The sequence below is a fragment of the Micromonospora sp. NPDC047557 genome (assembly GCF_043205095.1).
GTDB lineage: Bacteria > Actinomycetota > Actinomycetes > Mycobacteriales > Micromonosporaceae > Micromonospora.
Map to the genome: position 1 here is coordinate 70391 of NZ_JBIDDK010000003.1, position 24718 is coordinate 95108.

Annotated in this window: 26 protein-coding genes and 1 riboswitch; of the genes, 9 read left to right on the forward strand and 17 right to left on the reverse strand. The window is 73.3% G+C overall.

What is annotated here, in order from left to right; genetic code table 11:
- Window positions 1–388: 388 nt before the first annotated feature.
- Window positions 389–751 (forward strand): STAS domain-containing protein, encoded by a 363-nt coding sequence (locus ACGGAQ_RS10765; protein ID WP_007463546.1) that lies wholly within the window; start codon window positions 389–391, stop codon window positions 749–751.
- A 19-nt stretch (window positions 752–770) separates the two neighbouring features.
- On the opposite strand, the gene surE is transcribed toward ACGGAQ_RS10765, so the two are convergent.
- Together surE and ACGGAQ_RS10775 are read right to left on the reverse strand one after the other, a co-directional pair.
- Window positions 771–1598, reverse strand: coding sequence for a 5'/3'-nucleotidase SurE (surE, locus tag ACGGAQ_RS10770; RefSeq protein WP_393047007.1), 828 nt, complete (start codon window positions 1596–1598; stop codon window positions 771–773).
- Window positions 1595–2572, reverse strand: a complete 978-nt coding sequence (locus tag ACGGAQ_RS10775) for a PfkB family carbohydrate kinase (RefSeq protein ID WP_393047010.1) — start codon at window positions 2570–2572, stop codon at window positions 1595–1597. The genes surE and ACGGAQ_RS10775 overlap by 4 nt, the downstream gene beginning before the upstream one ends.
- A 173-nt stretch (window positions 2573–2745) precedes the next feature.
- Between ACGGAQ_RS10775 and ACGGAQ_RS10780 the strand changes: the two genes are divergently transcribed.
- Complete coding sequence (locus ACGGAQ_RS10780; protein WP_393047013.1) at window positions 2746–3213, forward strand: SRPBCC family protein; 468 nt, start codon at window positions 2746–2748, stop codon at window positions 3211–3213.
- A 47-nt stretch (window positions 3214–3260) separates the two neighbouring features.
- Here the strand turns inward: ACGGAQ_RS10780 and ACGGAQ_RS10785 are convergent, their stop codons facing one another.
- The 5 genes from ACGGAQ_RS10785 to ACGGAQ_RS10805 form a co-directional block, all read right to left on the reverse strand.
- Entirely contained in the window at window positions 3261–3776 is a 516-nt protein-coding gene (locus ACGGAQ_RS10785) for a hypothetical protein (RefSeq protein ID WP_393047016.1), read from the reverse strand.
- 121 nt (window positions 3777–3897) lie between these two features.
- Complete coding sequence (locus tag ACGGAQ_RS10790) at window positions 3898–4965, reverse strand: coiled-coil domain-containing protein (protein ID WP_393047019.1); 1068 nt, start codon at window positions 4963–4965, stop codon at window positions 3898–3900.
- 5 nt (window positions 4966–4970) lie between these two features.
- A riboswitch (cyclic di-AMP (ydaO/yuaA leader) is annotated at window positions 4971–5102 on the reverse strand.
- Between the two features lie 141 nt (window positions 5103–5243).
- Window positions 5244–6161, reverse strand: a complete 918-nt coding sequence (locus ACGGAQ_RS10795) for a cation diffusion facilitator family transporter (RefSeq protein ID WP_393047021.1) — start codon at window positions 6159–6161, stop codon at window positions 5244–5246.
- Between the two features lie 106 nt (window positions 6162–6267).
- Complete coding sequence (locus ACGGAQ_RS10800; protein ID WP_393047024.1) at window positions 6268–8385, reverse strand: HelD family protein; 2118 nt, start codon at window positions 8383–8385, stop codon at window positions 6268–6270.
- 107 nt (window positions 8386–8492) lie between these two features.
- Window positions 8493–9437: an alpha/beta fold hydrolase gene (locus ACGGAQ_RS10805; protein WP_393047027.1), complete on the reverse strand. Its 945-nt coding sequence runs from the start codon at window positions 9435–9437 to the stop codon at window positions 8493–8495.
- Window positions 9438–9585: 148 nt separating this feature from the next.
- Here ACGGAQ_RS10805 and ACGGAQ_RS10810 point away from each other — a divergent pair, with 148 nt between their 5' ends.
- Complete coding sequence (locus ACGGAQ_RS10810) at window positions 9586–10209, forward strand: carbonic anhydrase (protein WP_393047030.1); 624 nt, start codon at window positions 9586–9588, stop codon at window positions 10207–10209.
- 70 nt (window positions 10210–10279) lie between these two features.
- On the opposite strand, the gene ACGGAQ_RS10815 is transcribed toward ACGGAQ_RS10810, so the two are convergent.
- Entirely contained in the window at window positions 10280–10609 is a 330-nt protein-coding gene (locus ACGGAQ_RS10815; protein WP_007463527.1) for a hypothetical protein, read from the reverse strand.
- Window positions 10610–10916: 307 nt separating this feature from the next.
- On the opposite strand from ACGGAQ_RS10815, the gene ACGGAQ_RS10820 reads away from it, so the two are divergent.
- From ACGGAQ_RS10820 to ACGGAQ_RS10830, 3 genes are all read left to right on the forward strand, one after another.
- Window positions 10917–11408, forward strand: a complete 492-nt coding sequence (locus ACGGAQ_RS10820; protein WP_393047033.1) for a DUF3145 domain-containing protein — start codon at window positions 10917–10919, stop codon at window positions 11406–11408.
- A 94-nt stretch (window positions 11409–11502) separates the two neighbouring features.
- Window positions 11503–13227: a glycoside hydrolase family 3 protein gene (locus ACGGAQ_RS10825; RefSeq protein WP_393047036.1), complete on the forward strand. Its 1725-nt coding sequence runs from the start codon at window positions 11503–11505 to the stop codon at window positions 13225–13227.
- 67 nt (window positions 13228–13294) lie between these two features.
- On the forward strand, window positions 13295–13513 hold the full coding sequence (locus tag ACGGAQ_RS10830; protein WP_393047038.1) for a hypothetical protein: 219 nt from the start codon (window positions 13295–13297) through the stop codon (window positions 13511–13513).
- Between the two features lie 74 nt (window positions 13514–13587).
- On the opposite strand, the gene fabF is transcribed toward ACGGAQ_RS10830, so the two are convergent.
- The 7 genes from fabF to ACGGAQ_RS10865 all read right to left on the reverse strand — a co-directional run bounded on the left by fabF (window position 13588) and on the right by ACGGAQ_RS10865 (window position 20347).
- Window positions 13588–14814, reverse strand: a complete 1227-nt coding sequence (fabF, locus tag ACGGAQ_RS10835; RefSeq protein ID WP_354859462.1) for a beta-ketoacyl-ACP synthase II — start codon at window positions 14812–14814, stop codon at window positions 13588–13590.
- Window positions 14815–14816: 2 nt separating this feature from the next.
- A complete protein-coding gene (locus ACGGAQ_RS10840) occupies window positions 14817–15056 on the reverse strand; it encodes an acyl carrier protein (protein ID WP_007463517.1) in 240 nt (79 codons plus the stop codon).
- Between the two features lie 85 nt (window positions 15057–15141).
- Entirely contained in the window at window positions 15142–16086 is a 945-nt protein-coding gene (locus ACGGAQ_RS10845; RefSeq protein ID WP_393047043.1) for a beta-ketoacyl-ACP synthase III, read from the reverse strand.
- The gene (locus tag ACGGAQ_RS10850) at window positions 16083–17039 is read right to left on the reverse strand and encodes an ACP S-malonyltransferase (RefSeq protein WP_393047046.1); all 957 of its coding nucleotides are present in this window, start codon (window positions 17037–17039) and stop codon (window positions 16083–16085) included. The genes ACGGAQ_RS10845 and ACGGAQ_RS10850 overlap by 4 nt, the downstream gene beginning before the upstream one ends.
- Window positions 17040–17117: 78 nt before the next feature.
- Complete coding sequence (locus tag ACGGAQ_RS10855; RefSeq protein WP_393047049.1) at window positions 17118–18419, reverse strand: PucR family transcriptional regulator; 1302 nt, start codon at window positions 18417–18419, stop codon at window positions 17118–17120.
- Window positions 18420–18464: 45 nt separating this feature from the next.
- A complete protein-coding gene (locus ACGGAQ_RS10860; RefSeq protein WP_393047051.1) occupies window positions 18465–19148 on the reverse strand; it encodes a response regulator in 684 nt (227 codons plus the stop codon).
- The gene (locus tag ACGGAQ_RS10865; RefSeq protein ID WP_393047054.1) at window positions 19145–20347 is read right to left on the reverse strand and encodes a sensor histidine kinase; all 1203 of its coding nucleotides are present in this window, start codon (window positions 20345–20347) and stop codon (window positions 19145–19147) included. Before ACGGAQ_RS10865 ends, ACGGAQ_RS10860 begins: the two co-directional genes overlap by 4 nt.
- Before the next feature lie 203 nt (window positions 20348–20550).
- Between ACGGAQ_RS10865 and ACGGAQ_RS10870 the strand changes: the two genes are divergently transcribed.
- A complete protein-coding gene (locus ACGGAQ_RS10870; protein WP_393047057.1) occupies window positions 20551–21090 on the forward strand; it encodes a hypothetical protein in 540 nt (179 codons plus the stop codon).
- 105 nt (window positions 21091–21195) lie between these two features.
- Entirely contained in the window at window positions 21196–21519 is a 324-nt protein-coding gene (locus ACGGAQ_RS10875) for a hypothetical protein (RefSeq protein ID WP_393047060.1), read from the forward strand.
- A 34-nt stretch (window positions 21520–21553) separates the two neighbouring features.
- Here ACGGAQ_RS10875 and ACGGAQ_RS10880 read toward each other — a convergent pair whose 3' ends face one another.
- Window positions 21554–22204: a hypothetical protein gene (locus ACGGAQ_RS10880; RefSeq protein WP_354859478.1), complete on the reverse strand. Its 651-nt coding sequence runs from the start codon at window positions 22202–22204 to the stop codon at window positions 21554–21556.
- Window positions 22205–22446: 242 nt separating this feature from the next.
- On the opposite strand from ACGGAQ_RS10880, the gene ACGGAQ_RS10885 reads away from it, so the two are divergent.
- A complete protein-coding gene (locus tag ACGGAQ_RS10885; protein ID WP_393047064.1) occupies window positions 22447–23085 on the forward strand; it encodes a copper resistance CopC family protein in 639 nt (212 codons plus the stop codon).
- 172 nt (window positions 23086–23257) lie between these two features.
- On the opposite strand, the gene gltX is transcribed toward ACGGAQ_RS10885, so the two are convergent.
- Complete coding sequence (gene gltX, locus ACGGAQ_RS10890; RefSeq protein ID WP_393047067.1) at window positions 23258–24667, reverse strand: glutamate--tRNA ligase; 1410 nt, start codon at window positions 24665–24667, stop codon at window positions 23258–23260.
- Window positions 24668–24718: the final 51 nt, after the last annotated feature.

Consider the following 24718-nt stretch of genomic DNA (forward strand, 5'->3'; position numbering starts at 1 on the left):
CGTCACGGTGGGTGTCCCGGGGCTGATGCTAGGTGGCGTCGGCAACCGACCGGCCGGACCGGACCGGACGCGTTCGGGCGACCGTGGTGCGACACGCCGGTCCCAAGCGGGGCCGGCGTACGGGATGGGTTGGTTGTCGGGCGTGTCGGTTCACGCCCGTTACCCTGGTCCGGCGATGCGTCGGTTCCGACCGATCGCGGAGTGGTCAGATAACGAAAAGTATTGGTTGATCAGATACCGAAAAGTGGGGATATGGGCGACTTTGTTCGCCCGGATCCGTGAATTGCTCATCCCGAGGGGTGGCGACCGAGGCCGTCGGAGGAATACTCTCGGTCGCGGCCCGCGTACTGATGAGACGCCCGGGGGACGGGCGGGTGGAGGTGCTCGCGTGAGCCTGTCGATCGTGAAGTCGGTCCTGTCCGGTGGTGTCGTGGAGATCGCCCCCCGGGGCGAGATCGATGTCGACACAGCGTACGAGGTGCGTGAGGCGATTGCGGAGGTGCTGGCCAAGAGCCGCCCGCTCCGCATCGAGCTGAACATGAGGCTGGTCACCTTCATTGACTCGGTCGGCATCAGCGCCATGGTCGCCGGCTTCCAGACCGCCGAGGTCAGCGGCGTCAAGCTGGTGGTCACCGAGCCGAGCCGGTTCGTCCACCGTCAGCTCTGGGTGACCGGTCTGCTCGGTCTCTTCGGCGCACCGGAGCCCTACTTCGCTGGGGCCGCCACCCCCGAGGTGCTTCCGGGCGCCTGAGCGCCCGCCGCCCCTCCCGTCAGGGCTGCTCGTCCAGACCGGTCAGGTCCACGTCGGTCACCTCGGTGACCGCTCGGATGGCCGTCACCGACGCGTACCCGGCGGCCAGCAACGCCAGGTCCGTGCCGGGCTGCGCGGCCTGGCCGGGCTCCTCCAGCGCGGTACGCACGAAGCCGTGCCCCGACTCGGCCACCGTCATCTGCACCTGACCGAAGCTGGCCAGGGCGCCGCGACGCACCCCGCGCAGCCGTCCGTGCGGCAGGTCGGGGGCGTTGACGTTGAGTACGCTCTCCGGCGGCGCGGCGGTCAGCCGGGGGAGCAGGTCCAGGGCGACGCGCGCGGCGGTGTCCCAGTGCCGTTCGGCGTCGCGTACCCGGGCTGCGGCGTCCACCGCGGCCCCGCCGCTGCCGGCCGTCGCCTCGCCCGCGGAGAGCACGTCCAGTGAGACGGCCATGGCCCGGCACCCGTTCGAGGCGGCGGTGAAGGCGGCGCCCACCGTGCCGGAGTGCAGCACCGCGCGGCCGGCGTTGGCTCCCCGGTTGATGCCCGACAGCACCACGGACGGCGGCGGGCCGAACGCGCCGTGTAGCGCGATCAGCGTGATGAAACCGGGCGAGCCGGCGACCCCGTACGCCGGCACACCCGCCAGGTCGGGCAGCGGGTGGTCGTGCACCACCACCCGCCCGTCCCGTTCCACCGCGCTCATCGCGGCGCTGGTGCCGCTGGCCTCCTCCATCGGCGCCGCGACCACCACGTCCAAGCCCCGCTGGGCGGCGGCCACGGCCAACGCCTGGATGCCCGGCGCGGCGATCCCGTCGTCGTTGGTCACGAGCACCCGCAGCGTCATCGCTCGACCACCCGGTCGGCCAGCTCGTCGGGGGTGGTGCGCTCCTGTTGCCGACTGTCCGCCGGGACCAGCCGGACCCGCTCCACCAGCCCGGTGATCGAGTCCAACCGTCCGGTGCCCAGCCCGTGCCGGGTCACGTTCAGCGCGCCGGCCGCGGCGCCGGTGCGGATGGCCGTCCGGATGTCGCCACCACGGGCGATCACGGCCGCCACGCCGGCGGTCATCGAGTCGCCCGCGCCGCGCGGATCGGCGGCCTCCAGCCGGGGCATCTGCACCTCGAAGAGCTCCCCGTCGATGAGCGCCAGCGCCGGCTGGTCGGCTCGGCTCACCACCACCGTCTCGGCGCCCGCGGCGTGCAGGTCGTACATCGCCCGGGTCAGCTCGAGGCCGTCCCCACTGCGGGCGCGACCGTCCCGGATCAGCTCCTCGTGACTCACCTTCAGAAAGAACACACCGCCGTCCAGTACGGCGCCCAGGTGATCACCGGACAGATCGGCCACCACCCGGCTGCCGTTGGCGCCGAGGTCGGCGGCGAAGCGCCGGTACAGGTCGGCCGGGACGAGCCACGGCGCGTTCGGGCCACTGAGGACGCTCACGTCGGCGCGCAGTCCCTCGCCGAGCGCCAGGTTGTACAACTCGTCCAGCTCGTGGCGGCTCAGTCGCTCCCCGGGAACGTCCACGACCTCCTGTCGGGACCCGCCCCGCCGGTCGTGCACGTACCCGCCGCTGCCGGAGTCGCGCACCACCACCTTCAGCTCCACCCCCTCGCTGACCAGCAGCGGCTCCAGCACCTGACCGATCTCGCCACCGAGCGCGGCGCAGAGCACCACGTCGACGCCGAGCGACAGCACCATGCGGGCCTGCCAGACGCCCTGGCCGCCGGGGTGCAGGTGCAGTTCGGGCTGGTCGTTCGGCTGGTCCACGGTCACCGTCAGCTGCGGGGTCGGCGCGAAGACCATCACGTGCCCGCTCACCGGTCGTCACCGAACATGCGTGTCCACCCTTCGTCACAACCGGTGATTTCCCATCAGCCGACCGTAATGGGAACGGCGCGCGAATACCGGGACAACGGACGGTGTCCGTCCGGGCGTTGCCAGCGTGGGCCGGGTACGGGACGATCGTGCGACCAGCGACGTCGGGAGACGGTGTGCTCAGCAGCGACAGCTTCAGCTACACCGTCCAGGCCCGCTGCTCACTCGCCGAGGCGGCGGCGTTGTTGAGCGACCTGACCCGCCAGGGCGAACTGCACCCCCTGATCGTCCGGGTCCGCCGGGTGCCGCCCCGTCCGGGGGCCCGAGCCAGCTACACGATCAACGACAGGCTGGCGGTGGGGCCGTTGCGCTTCCGCACCACCTACCAGGCGGACGTGCTGATCAGCGAACCTGACGAGATCGTCACGGTGGCCCGCCAGTGGCCGGCCACCACCGTCCGGAACCACACCCGGTTGCGCACCGAGCCGGACGGCCTGGTCCGGATCGACGTCGACATCACCCTGCGCGCGCCGACGCCCCTGTTCCGGTACGCCTTCCAACAGGCCCGCGCCGCCCACCTCGCCCTGGCCACCCGCCTCGGTGCGGCCCTGGAGGCCACCCACGACGAACAACCCCCGGCCTGACCCACCCCACGCCTGCGGCCTCGCGTCATGTGGCCTCCCGGTGGCCGCTACGTCCTCGTGGTGGCGCGCTCGCGCGCCACGCTCCGCGCGCCGGTCGGCCGGGCGGGTCGGCGGCCCCAGGGCTTGTACGTGGAGAGCACGGTCGCGATGATCATGAGGCTGGTCGACACCGCGGGCGCGATCACCAGGTCGGCGCGATCCCGGGCGGGGAGGGCGGCGCCCAGCGCGCTCGCGTGCCGCAGGTTCGGGGTGAGCAGGAACAGCACCAGCCCGACCATCACCGTGGTGATCACGAGCTTGACCAGCACCCACCGGTAGCGCACCAGGCCCCAGGGGGTGAGCAGCGCGCTGGCGACGCCGACGAGCCAGACGAGCACGCTCAGCGGCGCGAACAGCACCGTGCCGACGAGCCCGGCGACCGGATAGACCACGGCCGGGTCGGCGCCGCGCTGTGCCGCGATGCCGAGGGTGAGCAGCACCAGGTCGGCCCCGAGCCAACCGACCGAGGTGATGATGTGCAGGGTGAGCAGCGCCTTGCGGGTGGTGGGCGAGATTCGCGGCATACCCGACATGCTGCCGGCCCGGCCCGGCCGGGTCGTCCGATCACCGGCGACGTCCGGGGTACGTCCGCTGACGTACCCGGGGCCGGCGCACCGCTCGACGGTGCGCCGGCCATCGGTGGGGTCAGTACACCGACAGGTGTACGTGGTTGGTGTGGTCGCTGGAGGGGTCGCCGTTCCCCCCGCTGTACGCCTTCCACCCGCTGCTGGGCAGCCAGATCTGCCGGTACCAGATCACGTAGAGCACGGCGAGCCGGTCGGAGTTGCGGATGAAGTACGCGGCCAGGTTGTTGCCGTACGTCTTGTCGCCGCCGGTGGCGTCCCCGCCGAAGCCGCCCTTCTGGGCGGCGAAGTCGCAGGCCCGACCCTTCGGGTGTTCGCCGGAGCCGCCCGAGCGGTGACAGGAGACGTACCGGGTGAAGCCGGCGGCCTTCGCCTGGTTGAGGGCGTGCAGGGTGCGGGGGGTGATGCAGCCGCTGGCCGGGGTGGGGTCGTTGATGCTGCACGACTCGGACGGCCAGGAGCCGTCGGAGTTGCGCGGCGCGGGCTGCGCGTTGGCGGTGGAGGTGCCCCGGTTGGAACTGGTGTCGGCAGCGGTGGTGCGCGGCTTGCTGGTGGCGACCGCCAGGGCCCGTTCGGCCTGTTCCTTGCGCTTGGCCATCACCTCGACCTGCTTGCGCTGCTCGCGGATCTCGCCGTCCAGCGCGGTGCGGGTGCGGTTGGCCTCGTCCCGGGTGGTGTGCAGGTCGCGCAGCACCCGGTCCTCGTTGGCGGCCACCACGTCCAGCGCGGCCGCCCGGTCCATGAAGCCCTCGGGGCTGTTGGTGTTGAGCAACGCCGAGACGGTGCTGAGCCGGCCGGTGCGGTACGCCACGCCGGCGATCTCGCCGACCTTGCCGTTGCGCACGGTCATCTCGGCCTCGGTGGTCTTCAGCTTGGCCGCGAGTTGCTGCTGGCGCTGGACGGAGGTGTCCAGGGCGCGCTTCGCGTCCAGGTAGCCCTTGCTGGCGGCCTCCAGTTGGGCCCGCAGCGCGGGGGTGCCGCCCTCCTCGTCGCCGTCGGGCGCCGCGGCGGCCCGCAGGCCGCCGGGGGGAGCGGCGGTGGCGGCGCCCACCGGTAGGGCGACGCCGAGGGTGACCATCATGACGATCAGTGCCGCGAGTCGGGCGGCGGGTGGTCGTGCTGGTGCCACTACGCATGTCCTTCCGTCAGCCGCCGACCGGGTTAGCTGACGGGTTCGGGACGGAAGATCCCTACCGCTGACGCGGATGCACCCCAGGAACGTGGTTCCCCGGTTCGCCCTCTCGGGTGATTAGGCGGCGGCCGCCACCGGCGCCGGGAGGGCGCCGCCGGGTGGTGGCCGGGGACGAGCCTACCGGGGCAGGTGGGACGTGTGCAGTCGATGTGACGGAAGGTGTCTGCGCCACCACCGAAGATGACGGCGAAACGGTCTTTCCGCCAGATAAGTGATCACCATTCGATCGAACCGCAGGCGCCCGTGGCGGACCCGGGCTCGATCTGCAGCGTGGCGTGCTCGATGCGGAAGTCCTCCCGCAGGGCGGTACGCGCCGCGGTGAGCACCGTGCCGACCTCCCCGCCGGGCGCCATGATCAGGTGTGCGGAGGCCACCTCCATGCCCGAGGTGAGCGTCCAGACGTGCAGGTCGTGCACCTCGACCACGCCGGGCACCGCGGCCAGTCGGTCGTGCACGGCGGTGACCTGGAGGTGTTCCGGGGCGGCCTGCACCAGGATGCGGACGGCCGCGCGCCCCAGCCGCCAGGTGCGCGGCAGGATGAACACGCCGATGGCGACCGCGACCAACGGGTCGGCCCACCACCACTCGGTGACCGCGATGAGCACCGCCGCGCCGATCACGCCGAGCGAGCCGAGCAGGTCGCCGAGCACCTCCAGGTAGGCGCCCTGGAGGTTGATGCTCTCCCGGGCGCCGGTGCGCAGCAGCGCGAACGCGATCACGTTCGCGAGCAGGCCGAGAACGGCCACCGCGAGCATCGGGCCGGTCAGCACCTCGTGCGGGTCGCCGAACCGGCCGATCGCCTCGATCACCACGTAGACCGCCACGCCGGAGAGCAGGACGGCGTTGGCCAGGGCGGCGAGCACCTCGAGGCGGTAGAGCCCGAAGGTGCGCTGCGGGTCGCCGGTGGCCCGCCGGGTGGCGGTGATCGCGGCGAGCGCCATCCCGATGCCCAGCACGTCGGTGAACATGTGCCCGGCGTCGGAGAGCAGGGCGAGCGAGCCGGTGTGGAAGGCGGCCACACCCTCGACCACCATCAGGGTCGCGAGCAGCCCGAACGCGGCCCAGAGTCGGCCCCGGTGCTGGTGGGCGGCGTTGGTGACCGACCCGTGGTGGTGGTCATGACCTGCTCCCACGAGATCCACCCTCCGTCGCCACCCGGGACCTGGTCAAATGTATGCTCACATCGCTATGTATGCAAGTGTACGGGCCGGCCAACCCTGCGACACCGCAACCCGCAGGTCAGCCGGTCGGGTCGATGGTGGTGAGCCGCTGGGTGGCCCGGGAGAGCGCCACGTAGAGCGTGCGTACGCCGGAGCCCGGATCGGCCCGGATCTCGCTCGGGGCGACCAGCACCACCCCGTCGTACTCCATGCCCTTCGCCTCCAGGCTGGTCACCACCTGCAACCGCGCCGCGCCGAGTGAGCCGAGCCAACCGGCGACCTCGTCGCGGCGGGTGACCGGCGTGATCACCCCGACCGTGCCGTCCACCTCGGCCAGCAGGCCGCTGGCCGCCTCCACGACCGCGGTCTCCAGCCCGGCGGGCGGCACCACCAGCTCGACGGGGTCGATCCCGGTGGAGCGGACGGCGGTCGGCAGCGACAGGTCCGGGTAGAGCCGACGGATCTCCGCCGCCGCCACCGCGAAGATCTCCGCCGAGTTGCGGTAGTTGGTGGTGAGCGTGAAATCGTGCCGCTTGCGCCGGCCCAGCGCCTGGTCCCGAGCGAGGGTCAGCTCCTGGGGATCACCGGTCCACGCGGTCTGCGCCGGGTCGCCCACGACGGTCCAGGAGGCGAGGCGGCCACGCCGTCCGACCATCCGCCACTGCATCGGCGAGACGTCCTGCGCCTCGTCCACCACCACATGCGCGTACTCCCGGTAGTCCTCCGGACGCTCCCGGGCCGCCGCGCGAGCGGCCCGCTGCCGGTCGCTGGCGGTGCTCAGCTCGCGCACGCCGCCGGCGAGTTGGAACGGGTCGCGGCGGGCCCGCGCCGGCTGCATCGGCTTGCCGAGCAGCGCGTCCAACTCGTCCAGCAACGCCACGTCAGCGATGGTCAGACCCGCGGTGTCCAGATTCTGGTACGCGGCGGTGAGCAGCCTGATCTCCGCGCCGGACAGGATCCCGCCGGCGTACCGACGCAGCCGATCCGGGCGAGCCAGCCAGCCGAGCACGTGTCGGGGGTGCAGGCGCGGCCACCACGCCTTGAGGAACTCCCGGAACTCCGGCCGTTCGGCGATCTCGCCCTCGAAGGCCCGCTGCTCCGGCAGCCGGGTGATGCCCACCGCCCGGGCCTGCGCCCAGAGCGCGGCGAACACCCCGTCGAAGCCGGCCCGGCGTACCTCGTTGCGCCGGGCGCCACGGTGCAGCGCGCGGTCCCGGATCCGGTCCAGCTCGGCCCGGTCCAGCCGCAGCAGCGTGCCCCGGTAGAGCAGCCGCAGCTCACCCGGGCCGCCCGGCACCGCGTCGCGGGCCGCGCGCTCCAGCACCCGGCGCATCCGCAGCGAGCCCTTCACCGCCGCCACCTCTGGCGGGTCGGTACGGGTGGCGGTCATTCCCGGAAAGAGGGTGCCCAGCGAGTGCAGGGTCGCCGTGTCCTCACCGAGCGAGGGCAGCACCGAGGCGATGTACTCGACGAAGACGCTTGACGGCCCGACCACCAGGATGCCCCCGCCGGCGTACCGGCTGCGGTCGGAGTAGAGCAGGAAGGCCGCCCGGTGCAGGGCGACCGCCGTCTTGCCGGTGCCCGGGCCGCCCGCGACGATCGTCACCCCGGAACCGGGCGACCGGATGGCCTCGTCCTGCTCCCGCTGGATCGTCGCCACGATGTCGCGCATGCCCCGACCGGTGGCGCGGGAGAGGGTGGCCAGCAGCGCGCCGTCACCGACCACCGTCATCCCCTCCGGGGCGGCGTCCGGATCGAGCAGGTCGTCCTCGATGCGGGTGACCCGCTCCCGCTGGGACTGGATCGTACGGCGGCGCACCACGCCCAGCGGCTGCGCGGGCGTGGCCTGGTAGAACGCCGACGCGGCCGGCGCGCGCCAGTCGACGACAAGCGTGGTGGCGTCCTCGTCGCGGATGCCGAGCCGCCCGACGTGCAGCACCTGCCGGTCGCGCAGGTCCAGACGGCCGAAGACCAGCCCCTCGTGCTCGGCGTCGAGGGTGTGCCGCCGCTGCGCGGCGTGGAAGACCATCGCGTCGCGCTCGACAAGCGCGCCGAACGTGCCGACCCGGGCCATCCGGTAGCCGTCCCGTTCGGCCCGAACCGCTAACTGGCGCAGCTCGGCCAGTCGGGCGTACACCCGGTCGAGGTGCCGCTGCTCGACGGCGATCTCCTGCTCCAGGGCGGTCTGGTCGGTCAACGCACGCTCCTTCGATGTCGCCGGCAAGCGGCGCGAACCGCGCGGGCCAACCGCAGAAGGGTACGGCCCCGGGCCCGGCGCTTCGCGCCCGAGGTGCGGGAACGTGCTCAGCGACCCGTCCCGGCCGCGCTCGCGTCGTGCCCGTCGCCCGCCGGCGCGGCGAGCACCCGACCCAGTACGCCGGTCAGCGCGGCGTTCACCTCGTCCGGGCGTTCCATCATCAGCATGTGTCCGGCACCCGGACAGACGGTCAGCTCGGTGGCCGGGAGGGCGGCGGCGATCGACTCGGCGCACGGCGGTGGGGTCAGCCGGTCCCGGTCACCGACCAGGGCGGCGGCCGGCAGGTGGGCCAGCGCGGTGAGGCTGTCCAGCCGGTGCTGGGCGCCGAACGAGGCGCGGAAGCCGCCGATCGAGCGCAGCGAGGCGCGGGCCACCGCCGAGGTCACCAACCGGATGTCGGAGGGATCGCAGCGGTCGCCGAAGAGCATCCACCGGATGCTCGGCTGCAACGCGTTCAGCAGCGCCCGGGGCGGTCGCCACGAGCCGCACCGGGCCAGGACACCTGCGCCCGTCGTCTCGGCGAGCCGGATCAGCCGGGCGATGCGCGGCGAGAGCCCGTAGACGGTGTGCGTGTGCCCCTCAGCGGTGGTCGAGACGAAGACCAGGCCGGCCGTACGGGCGGCGAAGTGGCCGGGGTGGCGGTGCGCGTACTCCATGATCGTCATTCCGCCCATCGAGTGCCCGACCAGGACCACCCGACCGGTCGGCGCGATCGCGTCGAGGACGGCGGCCAGATCGTCGCCGAGCTGGGCCAGGGTGGCCGTGGGCAACGCCATGCAGCTGGACCGGCCGTGGCCGCGCGCGTCGTAGGTGACCACCCGCACCGCGCCGCCGGCCGAGGCGGTGAGCGCGTCCACCTGCCGGTGCCAGCTGCGCCCGTCCAGCGTCCAGCCGTGCAGCAGGACGGCCGTGACCGGGGCGTCCGCAGGCCCCGTGACCTCCACGTGCAGTCGTACGCCGTCGGGCATACCGACCTCGAAGCCCTCCGGCATCGCCACCTCCCCGGGCCGCCCCGGCCTCACCAGTCACCGGGATACCCGGCGGTAACACCGGCTACCCGCCGGGACGCCCCGCCAATCGCGCCGGGCGAACATTCCCGACCCCGCCCGTGACCGTCGCCGGCGAGCCAAGCTGAACGGCATGGAGGCGGCGGGACAGGGGCGGCAGGCCGGGGGTACGCCTCGCGCCGCGCTCGCCGATCTGCTCGCCGGCAACCGGCGGTTCGTCAGCGGCCAACCCGTGCACGGCCACGACGTCACCGCCGCGGCGGCGGCCGCCTCCGGGGACCAGCAGCCGTACGCGGTGGTGCTCGGCTGCATCGACTCGCGGGTGCCGCTGGAGGCGATCTTCGACCAGACCTTCGGTGCGATCTGCGTGATCCGTACCGGTGGGCACGTGCTCGACCGCGCGGTGCGCGGCTCCATCGAGTACGTGGTCGGTCAGCTCGGCGTGCCGCTGGTGCTGGTGCTCGGACACGAGCGGTGCGGGGCGGTGGGAGCGACGGTGGACGCGCTGCGGTCGGGGGATCGGCCGGGTGGCTCGCTCGCCTACCTGGTCGACGAGATCGCCCCGGCGGTCACCGAGGCCGGGCTCGACGACCCGGCGGTGCATCCCCTGGCGATCCGCCGGCACGTCCGGCGTACGGTCCACGCGCTGCGCGCGGACGACCTGCTGGCCGGCCCGGTCGCGGCTGGTCGCGTGGCGGTGGTGGGCGGCATCTACGACCTGAGCACCGGCGAGGTTGCCCTGCTCGACCCGACCTGAACACCGGACGCGAAACCGCCCGCCGGGAACTCCCGGCGGGCGGTTTGCTGTTGCTGCGGTGGGGGAGGGCTCAGCCCTCGAAGACGCCGGCCGCGACCAGGCGCTTCTCGGTGGCCTCCCAGCCGTCGTTCGGGTGAACGGCAGCCAGGTTGTTGATCTCCGCCCGGATCTTGGCGGCGTGGCCGGCGGCGGCCAGCACCCGGATCTCCTCGACGAAGGCGTCGGAGTCGGTGCGCAGGTGCGCGGTCTTGCCGTTGGTCAGGTTGCGCACGTAAGCGTGCTTGCCGCCGTTGAGCGGGATGAGGTACTTGAACTCGCCCAGCACGCTGAGGGCGCCACCCTGGCCAGCCTGGCCGGCCCGGACGGACGCGCGCGCGGTCTTAGAGGTGTTGCTCGCCACGGAGGTACTCCTTGCAAGACGTACGGGAGGACTGGACGTCCGGGGGCTGTGTGCGGGTGACACTGAGTCGGCCCGCGAAGGTGTAACGCGGCAGAAGCCGCCGATGGAACTGTACAGGACCACGACATCAGGCTGGTCGTCGCGGTGTCCTGAGAGGCAACGGAGACCACCCGTCCGGCTATTCCGCCAGGCGTTTTTTCCGATTCCCTGGCGCACCATCCGTCACAGGAGTCATCATGTGTTGCAGCAACCACTCCGGTGGACGAGGTCGTAGGGGAAGACGCACCTCGCTCTCCGGGAGGTCACCGTGCCAACGCGTGGCGTCGTATACGTCCACTCGACCCCGCTCGCCGTGTGCTCGCACGTCGAGTGGGCGATCGCGCGCGTCCTAGCCGCGCCGGTCAACCTGCAGTGGACGGCTCAGCCCGTCGATCCCGGCGCCCGCCGGGCCGAGTGCGGGTGGACCGGCCGTCCGGGGACGGGCGCCGAGCTGGCTGCTGCCCTCCGGCAGTGGCCCATGATCCGTTTCGAGGTCACCGAGGAGCCGAGTCCCGGCGCCGACGGTGAGCGCTTCATGTACGTGCCCGCCCGTGGCCTCTTCCGGGCCACGGTCGGGGCGGCCGGCGACATCCAACTCGGCGAGGACCGGCTGCGGACGCTGATGGCCTCCGCCCGGGCCCCGGAGGCGCTGTCGCACGCCCTCGACAAGGCGCTCGGCACCGCGTGGGACGCTGACCTGGAGCCCTACCGGTACGCCGGGGACGGGGCACCGGTGACGTTGCTCACCCGGGTCGGCTGACCTCCGCCACCGCCCCGCTGGCCAGACGCTCTCGGGCGCTGCGACCGGTAAGGTCAAGTTGCCCCGATAAGGGGGAGCCTGGTGGGATGGGCGGGTGCCGATTCGCCCGCGACACGCCGGTGTCGCCGTCGCCGCCCTGACCGCCCTGCTCGTCTCCGGCTGCTCCGGCGCCCCGGACAGGCCCGACCCGACGCCCGGTCCGACCGGCGTCTCGGCGGCCCCGAGCGCTCCCGCCGCCACCCCGGCCGACGACCCGGCCGCGCGGGCCGCCGCCCTCGTCGCGACGCTCTCCGACGAGGACCTGGTCGGGCAGGTGCTGATGCCGTACGCGTACGGCGACTCGGCCACGAAGGTCTCGCCCGGCTCCGCGGCCGGCAACCAGGCCCTCGCCGGCGTCGACACCCCCGCCGAGATGATCGCGAAGTACCGGCTCGGCGGGTTGATCCTGGTCGGCTTCAGCGCCGACGACCCGACCAAGGGCAACCAGGAGACCACAAACGTCGACAACCCGAAGCAGGTCCACGAGCTGACCACCGGGCTGCGGGGCGCCGCCGGGCGGCTGGCCGCCGGCCCGGCGCCCTTCCTGATCGGCACCGACCAGGAGTACGGCGTGGTCACCCGGGTCACCGACGGGGTCACCATCCTGCCCACCGCCCTCGCCGCCGGTGCGGCGGGCGACCCGAAGCTGACCGAGGCCGCCTGGCGGGCCGCCGGCGCCGAACTCGCCGCGCTGGGCATCAACATCGACTTCGCCCCGGTGGCCGACGTGCTGGCCACCCGCAGCACGGTGATCGGCTCGCGGTCGTTCGGAGCCGACCCGAAGCTCGCCGCCGCGCAGGTCGGCGGCGCGGTCCGGGGCCTGCAGGCCAGCGGCGTCGCGGCCACCCTGAAGCACTTCCCGGGGCACGGCCACAGCGCTGACGACTCGCACAAGGACCTGCCGGTGCTCACCCAGTCCGCGGCGGAGCTGCAGAGCGGCGCGTGGCCGCCGTTCACCGCCGGGTTCGAGGCCGGCGCGATGGCCGTGATGTCCGGCCACCTGGACGCGCAGGCCATCGACCCGGGCACCCCGGCGACCTTCTCCCACAAGCTGCTCACCGACGTGCTGCGCGGCCAGCTCGGCTTCCAGGGCGTGGTGATCACCGACGGGATGAACATGCCGCCGGCGAAGCGCTGGCCGCCCGGCGAGGCCGCCGTCCGGGCGCTGAACGCCGGCAACGACCTGATCCTCATGACCCCGAACGTCGGCCAGGCGTACGACGGGCTGCTCGCCGCCCTGCGCGGAGGCTCGCTGCCCCGGGCCCGGCTGGTCGACGCGGTCACCCGGGTGCTGACCATGAAGTTCCGGCTGGCGACGGCCCCCACCGAGCCGATGTCCACGCTCAACACCCCGGCGCACCGGGCGGCGGCGGACGCGCTGGCCGCCGGCGCGGTCACCGTGCTGCGGGGCGCCTGCGGCAAAGCGGTGCAGGGGCCCGTCACCGTCACCTCCTCCGACGGCCGCGACGGCACCCGGGCGGCGCTCACCGCCGCGTTGACCAAGGCCGGCGTGACCGTGAAGCCGAGCGGCGGGACCGTGGTGCACCTGGTCGGCTACGGCGACGGCGACAGCGACCTGCGCGCCGACGCGGCGGTCACCGTCGCCATGGACACCCCGTACGTGCTGGCCAAGGCCACATCGCCGACGCTGCTGGCGACGTACTCCTCCAGTCGGTCCTCGATGACCGCCCTGGCCGCCGTGCTGGCCGGCAAGGCCCGCCCGGGTGGTCGGTCCCCGGTGGCCGTGCCCGGCCTGCCCGCCACCACCTGCGGCGCCTGATTCCGCCGGGGCCCGCAGGTCGGAAATCGCGTCGCCGGACAGGGCGTCGACCTGGCAGCCTCGTCGCATGGCAACCGCACAGGGCTTCCGGTACGACAAGCGTGCCGACGGCACGGTGGTGATCACTCATCACGGCCGGGTGGCGGGCACGCTGCGCGGCGCCCGGGCGGCGGAGTTCCTCGCCGAGGTCGACGACGACCCGCAACTGGTGATGGCCCGCTGGACCGGCAACTACCGCCACGGCAACGAACGCACCGCCAAGCAGCATCCCCGCAACCGGGGCTGAACGTGCCGAAGGGCCCCCTCTGCTGAGGGGGCCCTTCGGTGAACCCGCAGATCGGCCGTCTCACGGCCGCTGTCTCACGGTCGTGCGAAGACGAGCGCCACGTTGTGGCCGCCGAAGCCGAACGCGTTGTTCAGCGCGGCGGGGATCTCCATGTGGCGTGCCTTGTGCGCGGCGACCTCCAGGCTGAGGCCCGGCTCCGGGTCGTCGAGGTTGATCGTCGGAGGGACGACGCCGTCGCGGATGGCCAGGATCGTGGCGATCGACTCCAGCGCTCCGGCCGCACCGAGCAGGTGACCGGTCATCGACTTCGTCGCGGCCAGCACCGGGTGGTCGCCGAGCGCCTTGTGCAGCGCGCCGATCTCCAGCATGTCGCCGACCGGGGTCGACGTGGCGTGCGCGTTGACGTGCACGATGTCCTGCTTGGCGATGTCCGCGTCCGCGATCGCCCGGGCGATGGCCCGGATGGCGCCCTCACCCTCGGCGTGCGGCTGCACGATGTCGTACGCGTCGGAGGTGATGCCGGCGCCGGCGAGGCGCGCGTACACCCGAGCGCCGCGGGCTGCGGCGTGGTCGGCGCGCTCCAGCACCACGATGCCCGCGCCCTCACCGAGGACGAAGCCGTCGCGGCCGGTGTCCCACGGGCGGGAGGCCCGCTCCGGGTCGTCGTTGCGGGTCGACATGGCCCGCATCGAGCTGAAGCCGGCGATCGGCAGCGGGTGGATGACCGCCTCGGTGCCGCCGGCCACCACCACGTCGGCCCGGCCGGCGCGAATGATGTCCAGACCGAGCGCGATCGCCTCCGCGCCGGTGGCGCAGGCGCTGGCCACGGTGTGCACGCCGGCCTTGGCGCCCAGCTCCAACCCGACCCAGGCGGCCGGACCGTTCGGCATCAGCATCGGGATCGTGTGCGGGGAAACCCGCCGCGGCCCGGACGCCTCCAGGATGTCGTCCTGGGCGAGCAGGGTGGTGGCACCGCCGATGCCGGAGCCGACGCTGACGGCCAGCCGCTCCCCGTCGAGGCCGGAGTCGGCGAGGCCGGCGTCCGCCCAGGCCTGCTGCGCCGCGATGATCGCGATCGCCTCGGAGCGGTCGAGCCGGCGCAGTCGGACCCGGTCCAGCACCTCGGACGGCTCCACGGCCAGCTGGGCGGCGATCCGGACCGGCAGTTGCGCGGCCCACTCCTGGGTGAGGGCACTCACCCCGGAGCGGCCGGCGAGCATGGCGTCCCAGGTCGACGCGACGTCCCCGCCAAGCGGGGTCGTCGCGCCGAGCCCGGTGACGACGACGTCAGGACGACTCATGATCAGGACTGCGCCTCGATGAAGCTGACGGCGTCCCCGACGGTCTTGAGGTTCTGCACCTCGTTGTCCGGGATCTTGACGCCGAACTTCTCCTCGGCGGCCACCACGACCTCCACCATGGAGAGCGAGTCGACATCGAGGTCGTCGGTGAAGGACTTCCCCTCGGCCACGTCGTCCGGGTTCACCCCGGCAACCTCTTCGAGGATCTCGGCGAGGCCGGTGGTGATCTCGTCACGGGTCATTGCGGTTGGTTCCTCTCATAGGGGGGTCTCCGGCGGCCGGCGTCGCCGACCGCCACTCCTCGACGCGTACGCGCCCGAGGCGGTTTCAGGGGCAGCGGACGACCTGACCGGCGTAGGTCAGGCCACCGCCGAAGCCGAACAGCAGCACCGGGGCGCCCGACGGCACCTCCCGACGCTCGACCAGCTTCGACAGGGCCAGCGGCACGCTCGCCGCCGAGGTGTTGCCGGACTCGACGATGTCCTTCGCGATGATCGCGTTGGGGATGTTGAGCCGCTTGGCGATGCCGTCGATGATCCGGGCGTTGGCCTGGTGCGGCACGAAGGCGGCCAGCTCCGACGGGTCGACCCCGGCCCGCTCGCACGCCTGCAGGGCCAGCGGCGCGAGCGCTGTGGTGGCCCAGCGGAACACCGCCTGCCCCTCCTGCTGGATGTACGGGCGCCAGCCCTCGATGCGGACCGCGTCGCTCTTCTCCGGCACGGAGCCCCAGACCACCGGGCCGATGCCGGCCGGCTCGTCCTCGGCCGTGGCGGTGACCACCGCGGCGCCCGCGCCGTCACCGAAGATGATGCAGGTGGAGCGGTCGGTCCAGTCGGTGAAGTCGGACAGCTTCTCGGCGCCGATGACGATCGCGTTGCGCGACGCCCCGGCCCGGATGGCGTGATCCACGGTGCCCAGGGCGTACGCGAAGCCCGAGCAGGCGGTGTTGACGTCGAACGCGCCCGGCGCGGCGATGCCCAGCTTGGCGGCGACCCGGCAGGCCACGTTGGGGCTGCGGTCGATCGAGGAGCAGGTGGCGACCACGACCAGGTCGATGTCGGCCGCGGTGAGCCCCGAGTTGGCCAGCGCCTTGTCGGCGGCCGCGGCGGCCATGTCGGCCACCGTCTCACCGTCGGCGATCCGCCGGGTGACGATGCCCACCCGGTCGCGGATCCACTCGTCGTTGGTGTCCACGAGCTGGGCGATGTCGTCGTTGGTCACCACCCGGGAGGGCTGGTAGTGCCCCATGGAGACGATGCGACTGCCGGTCATGAGTGTCCTCCGATGGGGGCGAGCGGTTGGCCCGGCGTGCCGTGGCGGGCGATCAGGTCCCGTGCGGCCGGCAGGTCGTCCGGGGTGTTCAGGGTGACGATCTCCGGGGCGCCCGCGCCCTTGAGTTCCCGCTTGACCAGACCGGCGAGGGTGCCGGCGGGGGGCAGCTCGATCACGCCGGTCACGCCGCGCTCGGCCAGCGTGCGCATGCACAGGTCCCAGCGCACCGGGGCGGTGACCTGGCGGACCAGCCGGCGCACCAGCTCGGGCCCGTCGGTGACTGCGGTGCCGTCGAGGTTCGACAACAGGATCCGGGCCGGATCGGCGGGGGCGATCCCGGCGGCGACCGCGGCGAGCGCGGTCTCGGCCGGGGCCATGTACGGCGTGTGGAACGCGCCGGCCACCTGGAGTCGGATGACGCGGGTCTTCGCCGGCGGGTCGGCGGCGAACTTGTCCAGCCCGTCCAGCGCGCCAGCGGCGACGATCTGGCCGGCGCCGTTGCGGTTGGCCGGGTGCAGCCCGTGCGCGGCGATCGCGGCGAGCACCTCGTCCGGGTCGCCACCGAGCACGGCCGCCATCCCGGTCGGCTCCAGCGCGCACGCGGCGGCCATCTCCCGGCCCCGGATACCGGCGAGGGTGAGCGCGGCTTCGGCCGAGAGCACCCCGGCGACCGCCGCGGCGCCCAGCTCGCCGACGCTGTGGCCGGCGGTGAGCGTCACGCCGTCCAGCGGCAGGTGCTCGGCGGCGAGCAGCGCCGCCGCGACGAGCAGCGGCTGGGTGCGGGCGGTGTCCTTGATCTCGTCGGCGTCGGCGGCGGTGCCCAGATGCACCAGGTCCACCCCGGCCAGCGCCGACCACCAGCGCAGTCGCGCCTCGGTGCCGGTCAGGTCGAGCCAGGGGGTCAGGAAGCCGGGTTTCTGGGAACCCTGGCCGGGACTAAGTACGGCGAGCACGCCTATGACTCTCCCGGATACGCGTGGGTAGCGCTGTGCCGAGGCCCACCAAACCGCACTAGAACCTTTGGAGGTTTCTCACAAAGATCGGCGAGGATCATCACTGCTTTGGGCGGATTTCCGGGCGGCCGGGGTCAATGTCTGGGTCGGGACCGCCGTGACCACCGGGACCACCGGATCCAGTCGACCGACAGTCAACGCCACCTGGAGGGCGAACGCGTCCCGGGGCGACAGCGGCGAGAAGCCGGTCACCTCGGCGATGCGGCGCAACCGGTACCGCACCGTGTTCGGGTGCACGAACAGCGCCCGCGCCGCGCTCTCCAAGGTGCCACCGGCGGCCAGGAAGGCGTCCAGGGTCTCCAGCAACTCGCCACCGGCGCGCACCAGCGTCGCGTACACGTCGTGGCGCAACCGGCGCCGCGCCTCCGCGTCGCCGGCGAGGGCCCGCTCCGGCAACAGGTCCGCGGCCGGCACCGGCCGGGGGGCGGTCGGCCATGCCGGCGCCGCCCGGAAACCGGACAGCGCGGCCCGCGCCGACTCCGTCGCCTCATCCAGACTGGGTACGGCCGGACCGACCACCACCGGGCCGTCACCGAACGCGCCCAGCAGCTTGCCGGTGGCGCTCAGCGGATCCGCCGCGCCGCCCAGCACGATCACCAACCGGTCGCCGTGCACCCCGCCGATCACCTCGACGCCGATCCGCCGCGCCTGCCGGTACACCACGTGCAGCACGGCGGAGACCTCACCGCCGGGGGAGCGGCCGACCGCCACCGCGACCGGCGGCGCGTCCGCCCAGCCCAGCGCGGCGGCCCGGCTCGCCAGGACGTCCGGCGAGTCACCGCGCAGCAGGGCGTCGACCAGCAGGGCCTGCAACCGGGCGTCCCACGCGCCGCGCGACTCGGCGGCCCGCGCGTACACCCGGGCGGCGGCGAACGCGATCTCCCGGGAGAAGCGCAGCACCGCCTCGCGCAGCAGCTGCTCCTCACCCTCGGCGGCCAGCTGCGACACCTGCTCCTCGACGACGTCGATGGTCACCTTGATCAGTGCCACGGTCTGCTGGAGGGTGATCGACCGGGCCAGCGCCTGCGGTGCCGCGGCGAACACCTCGTCGGAGACCTCCTGGGTGCTGTCCGCCGTGCCGCCGCCGTCGCGCAGCCACTGCACCAGCGACCGGGCGCCCGCCTGGGCCACCAGCATCACCCAGGAGCGCTGGTCGGCCGGAAGGGCGCGGAACCACGGCAGCGTCTCGTCCATCCGGGCCACGCTGGAGGTGGCCAGCGCTCCCGCCGAACGCTCGATTCGGCGCAGCGTGGCCGCCAACTCCCCACCGTCGGGCGTACTCACCGCCCTAGCCTGACACGTCGTGAGCAGGCCACCCACGCCGGCACCGGTCAGCGGGCCCGGGTCGGCCGGCCCGGCGCAGGGTCACGGTGGCGCGAGCAGGCCCAGCTCCTGGGCCAGGATCGCGGCCTGCACCCGGCTGCGCAGGTCCAGCTTCGCGAGGATCCGGCTCACGTGTGTCTTGGTGGTGCTCTCCGCCAGCGCCAGCCGGTCGGCGATCTGCTGGTTGGACAGGCCCAGGCCGAGGCAGGCCAGCACGTCGCGTTCGCGCGGGGTCAGGGTGTCCAGCGCGGCCCGGGCGGCCGCCGACGCGCCGGGCGCGGTGGCCGCGAAGGCGGCGATCAGGCGACGGGTCACCGTGGGGGCGATGAACCCCTCACCGCGCGCCACGGTGTGCACCGCCGCGACCAGTCCCGCCGCGTCGGTGTCCTTGAGCAGGAACCCGGACGCCCCGGCGCGCAGCGCGCCGAAGACGTACTCGTCCAGGTCGAAGGTCGTCAGCACCAGCACGTCGGCGAGCCGGTCGGCGACGATCGCCCTGGTCGCGGCGATCCCGTCGAGGCGTGGCATCCGCACGTCCAGCACCGCCACGTCGGGGCGCACCTGCCGGCACAGCCGGATCGCCTCGTCGCCGTCGGCCGCCTGGCCGACCACCTCGATGCCCGGCGAGCCGCCCAGGATCAGGGCCAGACCCGCCCGTACCGCAGGCTGGTCGTCCGCGAGCACCACCCGTACCGGCGCGGCGTCGCCCGAGCCCGGCGCGGTCACCCGCCCTCCCCGGTGGGCAGCGCGGCCCGGACCTGCCAGCGGCCGTCGTGCGGCCCGGCGGTGAACCGGCCGGCCAGCAGCGCGGCGCGCTCCCGCATCCCGATCAGCCCGGCCCCGGCGCCCGGCAGCCCCGACCCGTCCGGGCGCACCGGATTCACCACCGTCAGCACCACCTCCGCCGGCCGGTACGCGATGGTCAGCTCCGCCTCGCCCGTGCCGTGCTTGAGCGCGTTGGTCAGCGACTCCTGCACGATCCGGTACGCGGCGAGGTCGACCCCCACCGGCAGCGGACCCGGGGTGCCGTCGGTCTGCACCCGTACCGCGAGGCCGGCCGCCCGGATCCGCTCGACCAACCCGTCCGCCTCGGCGAGCCGCGCCGTGACCGCCTCCGGCACCGCGCCGACCACGCCCGCCGTGCCCCGCTCACCCGCGTCCGGCTCGCGCAGCAGCTCGATCATCTGCCGCATCTCGGCCAGACCCTGCACGCTGCTCTCCCGGATCACCCGCAACGCCGACTCCACCTGGCCCCGCTCCAGCCCCGGTACGGACAGCACGGCGGTGGCGTGGATGGCCACCGCGCTCAGGTGGTTGGCGACCACATCGTGCAGTTCCCGGGCCATCCGCGCTCGTTCGGCGCTGACCGCCTGCCGGCGGTCCAGCTCGACCAGCCGGGCGGTCTGCTCGGCCCGGGCTCGCTCGGCGGCGGCCTGGTCGCGGTACTGCCGCACGCTGATCCCGGTCAGCACCGGCAGCAGCCCGGCGAGCACCACCGGCACCCCGACGGCGGCCCCGCGCCACTGCCCGAAGCCGAGCACGCCGGCCACCACGCCGATCGCGCTCAGCGTCGCCGTGATTCCCAGCAGCCACCGCCACAGCCGGGGCGGGCCGTACACGCAGGCGTCGTAGAGCACCTGCGTGTAGATCACGACCGTGCCCAGCGAGTTGCCCAGCGCGGTGTCCACTACGAGCGCCCCGGTCCCCACCGCCAGGCTGGCGCGTGGCGCGACCCGACGCAGACCGACGGCCACGCACACCGCCAGCAGCGGCACCAGGAACAGTTCGGGCGGCACGTCCGGGTGCGGGACGATCTGCGGCTGCATGCCCAGGCCGTACAGCACCAGGCCACCGATTAGCGACGCGCCGGCCAGCGTGAGATCCCGGCCGGCAGTGCCGGAGCCGAGCCACGGTGGCGGTCGCATGCCCCGATCCCACCACAACCGTCGACCCTCCGACTCCGACCAGGGAAGGAGCCTGCCGGCTCCGACATGCGCCGAAAGGGGTACGTCGAGCGCAGCCCGGACGGTTGGTCCGTCGAAGGGAGGACCCCGATCTCGTCTCCGGCGTCGAGGCCCGGGCCCCGCGGATCGGCGACGCTGGGTGCCGACGACGGGGGGAGGTCGCCATGGTGGTCGCGGTGATCATCGGTTGTGAGATCGCGTTCTGGGTGCTGCTCGGCGCCGGGCTGGTGGCCCGCTATCCGCTGCGCCGGCCACGACTCGGCGCGGCGCTGCTGCTCTGCGTACCGCTTGTCGATCTGGCACTGCTCGCCGCGTCGGTGATCGACCTGCGCCGCGGCGCGACCGCAGGCGTCAGTCACGGTCTTGCCGCCGCCTACCTCGGCTTCTCGGTGGCCTTCGGGCACTCGATGGTGCGCTGGGCGGACCAGCGCTTCGCCCACCGGTTCGCCGGTGGTCCGCCGCCGGTGCGGCCTCCTCGCTACGGCTGGGCCCGCACCCGCCACGAGTGGCGGGAGTGGGCCAAGGCGCTCCTCGGCTGGGCTGTCGCGTGCGCCCTGCTCGGTGCGGCGATCCTCTGGGTTAACGACGCGGAACGAACCCGTGAACTGGGCAACTGGATCCGCAGCCTCACCGTCGTGATCCTGATCTGGCTGGTCGCCTTCCCGGTCTGGGAAACCCTGTTCCCTCGCCGCCCGAAGCGCTGACCCCGGGGTACGCCGTGCACAGGCCGTCGGTCCCGGCCAGTACGGTGACAGGGCACGTCGGGGGGAGCGCCCCCGCGCGTGAGTGCGAGCGTGAGGAGACCGGGGATGGCGCACGGGGAGGCCGAGCACGGCTGCGCCCAGGGCGAGCCCTGCCGGCTGGGGCACCACGACCCGCAGGCGGCTGGCAAGCCCCGCCGGCCGGTCGGCGGGGCGTCGCCGCACCCGACGGACCTGCCCGCCGGGCGGCCCGACGAGGACATCCCGCGCCAGCGGGCCGGCGAGCCGGTGACCCTGGGCGAGTCGGAGCCCGACGCCGCCGCTGGTTGCCTCAGTGAACTTCCCGGCTGGGCGGGTGCCCACCGGCACGGCCCGGTCCGGCCGCGTCAGCGGGCCACCCGACGGGAGCGCCCGCCGCGCCGCTGGTGCTGACCGCGCGACGGCTGGTCTGACCCGCCGCCCGAGGTCAGCGGGTCCGGCGGCGGATCAGCAGGGCGATTCCGGCGAGACCGACCGTGATGGTCAGCATGACCGCGACGTTGAGCAGCAGCAGCCGCTGCAACTCGCCGAGTGCTTCGTCGATGTCCCGGGCCGGGTCCATCGTGTCCTCCGGGAGCACCCGCTCGCCGCCGCCCACGCCGCCGCTGACCGTGTCGAACTGCCGCTCCAGCGGCACCCCGGCGGTGCGCAGCGTCTCGGACATGCTGAGCCGCCCGAGGAACCAGCCGGCGCTGGTCTTGCGGCCGTCCGGCTGCTTGGCCGGTCGGTAGACGCGCGGGCCGCCGGCCGCCTTGGGGTAGAGGTCGAACGTCTGCTTCGGCGTCTCACCGGCGAGCACCACGACCGTGTACTTCGGACCGAGGTTGGCTGCCTTCGGCCCGGTCGGCATGCCGGTACGACCGAAGAAGTTGACCTGGTCGATGACCGCCACCACGTGCGTGGGCTGGGTGTCCGACCGGAGCCGCAGCGGCTCGGTGAGCCCTTCGCCGGTGATGTCCACACCGGCGGGTGCCGGCTTGGGCGCCGCGCTGGCCGGGCCGGCGGTGCCGAGCGCCAGCAGTGCCGCCGCCAGCGTGCCCGCCAGCACGGCGACCCAGCGCCTCATCTGTCGGACCATCCCGCCTCCTCGCCCCGTTCGATGGATGGCTTCGTTGTGACGTCCGGGTCGGTCGGCCGGTGACAACACCGACCGAGCGGTCGGGCCCACTCTCACAGACTCCGCAGAACGTCGATGAATTGCAGCTTGTGGAACAGTAATTGGAACTATCTGCGATCTCTGCTCGACTAATGAGGAGCTGTTTTGATCAGCGGGCGGATCGTACCCTTACGGAGGGGTTCATGGGGGGCAGGGTTACACGAATGGCGCGGGTCGTGCCAGTGGTGTTCGGCGTGGCGTTCGGTGTGTCGTTGCTGGCCCCGGCGACACCGGCCGCCGCGCACAACTCGCTGACCGGCAGCGATCCGCGCGACGGCGCCAGGGTGGCCACCGCGCCCGCCCGGGTCGAGCTTCGGTTCCTGGCCAAGCCGGCCCCCGCTACGACGAAGATCACAATAACCGGACCGGACAATGTGGTCGCCGGCGGGCAGCCGACCTTCGACGGCAGCCGGGTACGCGTGCCGTTCAAGCCCGGCGCGGCCGGGCTCTACATCGTCGGTTACCAGCTCGCCTCCAGCGACGGTCACCCGATCAAGGGCGAGGTGCGGTTCACCCTCACCACCGGCACGGCCGCCGACCCGTCCGCCAGCCCCTCGGCCGCCGGCACCGGCCCGGCGGCAGCGCCGACCGGCTCGCCCTCGGCCGGGCCCTCGGGAGTCGACAGGTCCTCGGGCGGGCCGCCATCGGCGCCGACGGGCAGCTCAACGGCGTCCGCTGTGCCAGCGGCCTCGGAGCGGTCCGACTCCGGTGGCCGCTGGTGGCTCTGGGCGCTCGGCGGCCTGGTGCTGCTCGCTGCTCTCGCCGCCGGCCTGGTGTTCCGTCGCAGGAACCGGGCGCACTGATCACACGATCGCCGCAAGCCTGGTAGGACGGGGTGTCCGCGTCCCCCTTTGCTCTGCTTCAGCGGAGGCAACACTTCGCGTCCGATATTCGGACACCGGGTGTTGCGTGGGTTGAAGCAGAGCAAAGGGGGCGACGCGTAGGTACGACGCCGGCCCGCTGCCGGTCGGACTGTCAGGGCAGGCGGAGCCGGGCGGCGCGCATCCGGGTCAGGGTGCGCTCGCGACCGAGCACCTCCAGCGACTCGAACAGCGGCAGGCCGACGGTGCGGCCGGTGACCGCGACCCGGACGGGCGCCTGCGTCTTGCCGAGCTTGAGGCCGCGCTCGGCGCCGACCGCCTCCAGCGTCGACTTCAGCGACTCGGCGTCCCAGGACTCCAGCGCCTCGAAGGCCGCGACGGCGGCGTCCAGCAGGTCGCCCGAGCCGTCCTTCATGGTCTTGGTCCAGGCCGCCTCGTCGATCAGCGGCGAGGCCAGGAAGAGGAAGTCGACGTTCGGCACGATCTCGCTGAGCACGGCGATCCGGGTCTGTGCCAGCGGTGCGACGGCGGCGAAGGCGTCGGCGTCGAACTCCTCCGGCTGCCACGGCGGCGGCGCGATGGTCCCGGTGCCGGTCAGCCACGGCTGGCAGGCGTCGATGAACTCGGGCACCGGCAGCGCGCGAATGTACTCGCCGTTGAAGGCGCGCAGCTTCTTCTCGTCGAAGAACGCGGGGGAGGGGTTGACCTCCTCCAGCCGGAACTCGTTCTCGATGACCGACCAGGGCACGATCTCCCGGTCGCCCGAGGGCGCCCAGCCGAGCAGCATCAGGTAGTTGCGCATCGCGCCGGCGAGGTAGCCCTCGTCGCGGTACGCCTCCAGGGCGACCTTGTCGCGGCGCTTGGAGAGCTTCTGCCGCTTCTCGTTGACCACCACCGGCACGTGTGCCCAGACCGGCGGCTTGACGCCGAGGGCGTCCCAGAGCAGCTGCTGCTTGGGGGTGTTGGGCAGGTGCTCCTCGGCCCGGATCACGTGGGTGATCCCCATGGTCATGTCGTCGACGACGTTGGCGAGCAGGAAGACCGGCGAGCCGTCGCCGCGGGCGATGACGAAGTCCTCGATGAGCTTGTTCTCGAAGGTGGGCTCACCACGGATCAGGTCGACGACCACGGTGGTGCCCTCGTCGGGCGTACGGAAGCGCAGCGCGTGCCCGGGCCCCGGGCCGAGGCCGAGGTCGCGGTGGTAGCCGTCGTAGCCCTGGTACTGCGAGCCGGTACGGGCCTGCACGTCCTCGCGCGTGCAGTCGCAGTAGTAGGCCCGACCCGACTCGTAGAGCCGGGTGGCGGCGGCCCGGTGCTCGCCGGCGTTCGCCGACTGGAAGTAGGGCCCCTCGTAGCTGCCCCGGGAGATGCCGATCCAGTCCAGCGCGGAGAGGATGCCCTCGGTCCACTCGGGCTTGTTTCGGGCCGCGTCGGTGTCCTCGATGCGCAGCACGAACACCCCGCCCTGCTGCTTGGCGTAGATCCAGTTCTGCAGCGCCGAGCGGGCGCCGCCGACGTGGAACATACCGGTCGGGGAGGGGGCGAAGCGCACACGTACCGTCACGTCCTCCAGCCTACGGCGGCCGGCGACCGCTTTTGGCCACGGCCCCCCGAC

Excerpts from the sequence above, each read along its gene's own strand:
- surE (WP_393047007.1), bottom strand. The coding sequence starts at position 1,598 with ATGACGCTGCGGGTGCTCGTGACCAACGACGACGGGATCGCCGCGCCG.
- ACGGAQ_RS10785 (WP_393047016.1), bottom strand. The coding sequence starts at position 3,776 with ATGCCGCGAATCTCGCCCACCACCCGCAAGGCGCTGCTCACCCTGCAC.
- ACGGAQ_RS10805 (WP_393047027.1), bottom strand. The coding sequence starts at position 9,437 with ATGCCGGAGGGCTTCGAGGTCGGTATGCCCGACGGCGTACGACTGCAC.
- ACGGAQ_RS10810 (WP_393047030.1), top strand. The coding sequence starts at position 9,586 with ATGGAGGCGGCGGGACAGGGGCGGCAGGCCGGGGGTACGCCTCGCGCC.
- ACGGAQ_RS10830 (WP_393047038.1), top strand. The coding sequence starts at position 13,295 with ATGGCAACCGCACAGGGCTTCCGGTACGACAAGCGTGCCGACGGCACG.
- fabF (WP_354859462.1), bottom strand. The coding sequence starts at position 14,814 with ATGAGTCGTCCTGACGTCGTCGTCACCGGGCTCGGCGCGACGACCCCG.
- ACGGAQ_RS10840 (WP_007463517.1), bottom strand. The coding sequence starts at position 15,056 with ATGACCCGTGACGAGATCACCACCGGCCTCGCCGAGATCCTCGAAGAG.
- ACGGAQ_RS10845 (WP_393047043.1), bottom strand. The coding sequence starts at position 16,086 with ATGACCGGCAGTCGCATCGTCTCCATGGGGCACTACCAGCCCTCCCGG.
- ACGGAQ_RS10865 (WP_393047054.1), bottom strand. The coding sequence starts at position 20,347 with ATGCGACCGCCACCGTGGCTCGGCTCCGGCACTGCCGGCCGGGATCTC.
- ACGGAQ_RS10870 (WP_393047057.1), top strand. The coding sequence starts at position 20,551 with ATGGTGGTCGCGGTGATCATCGGTTGTGAGATCGCGTTCTGGGTGCTG.
- ACGGAQ_RS10875 (WP_393047060.1), top strand. The coding sequence starts at position 21,196 with ATGGCGCACGGGGAGGCCGAGCACGGCTGCGCCCAGGGCGAGCCCTGC.
- ACGGAQ_RS10880 (WP_354859478.1), bottom strand. The coding sequence starts at position 22,204 with ATGGTCCGACAGATGAGGCGCTGGGTCGCCGTGCTGGCGGGCACGCTG.
- ACGGAQ_RS10885 (WP_393047064.1), top strand. The coding sequence starts at position 22,447 with ATGGCGCGGGTCGTGCCAGTGGTGTTCGGCGTGGCGTTCGGTGTGTCG.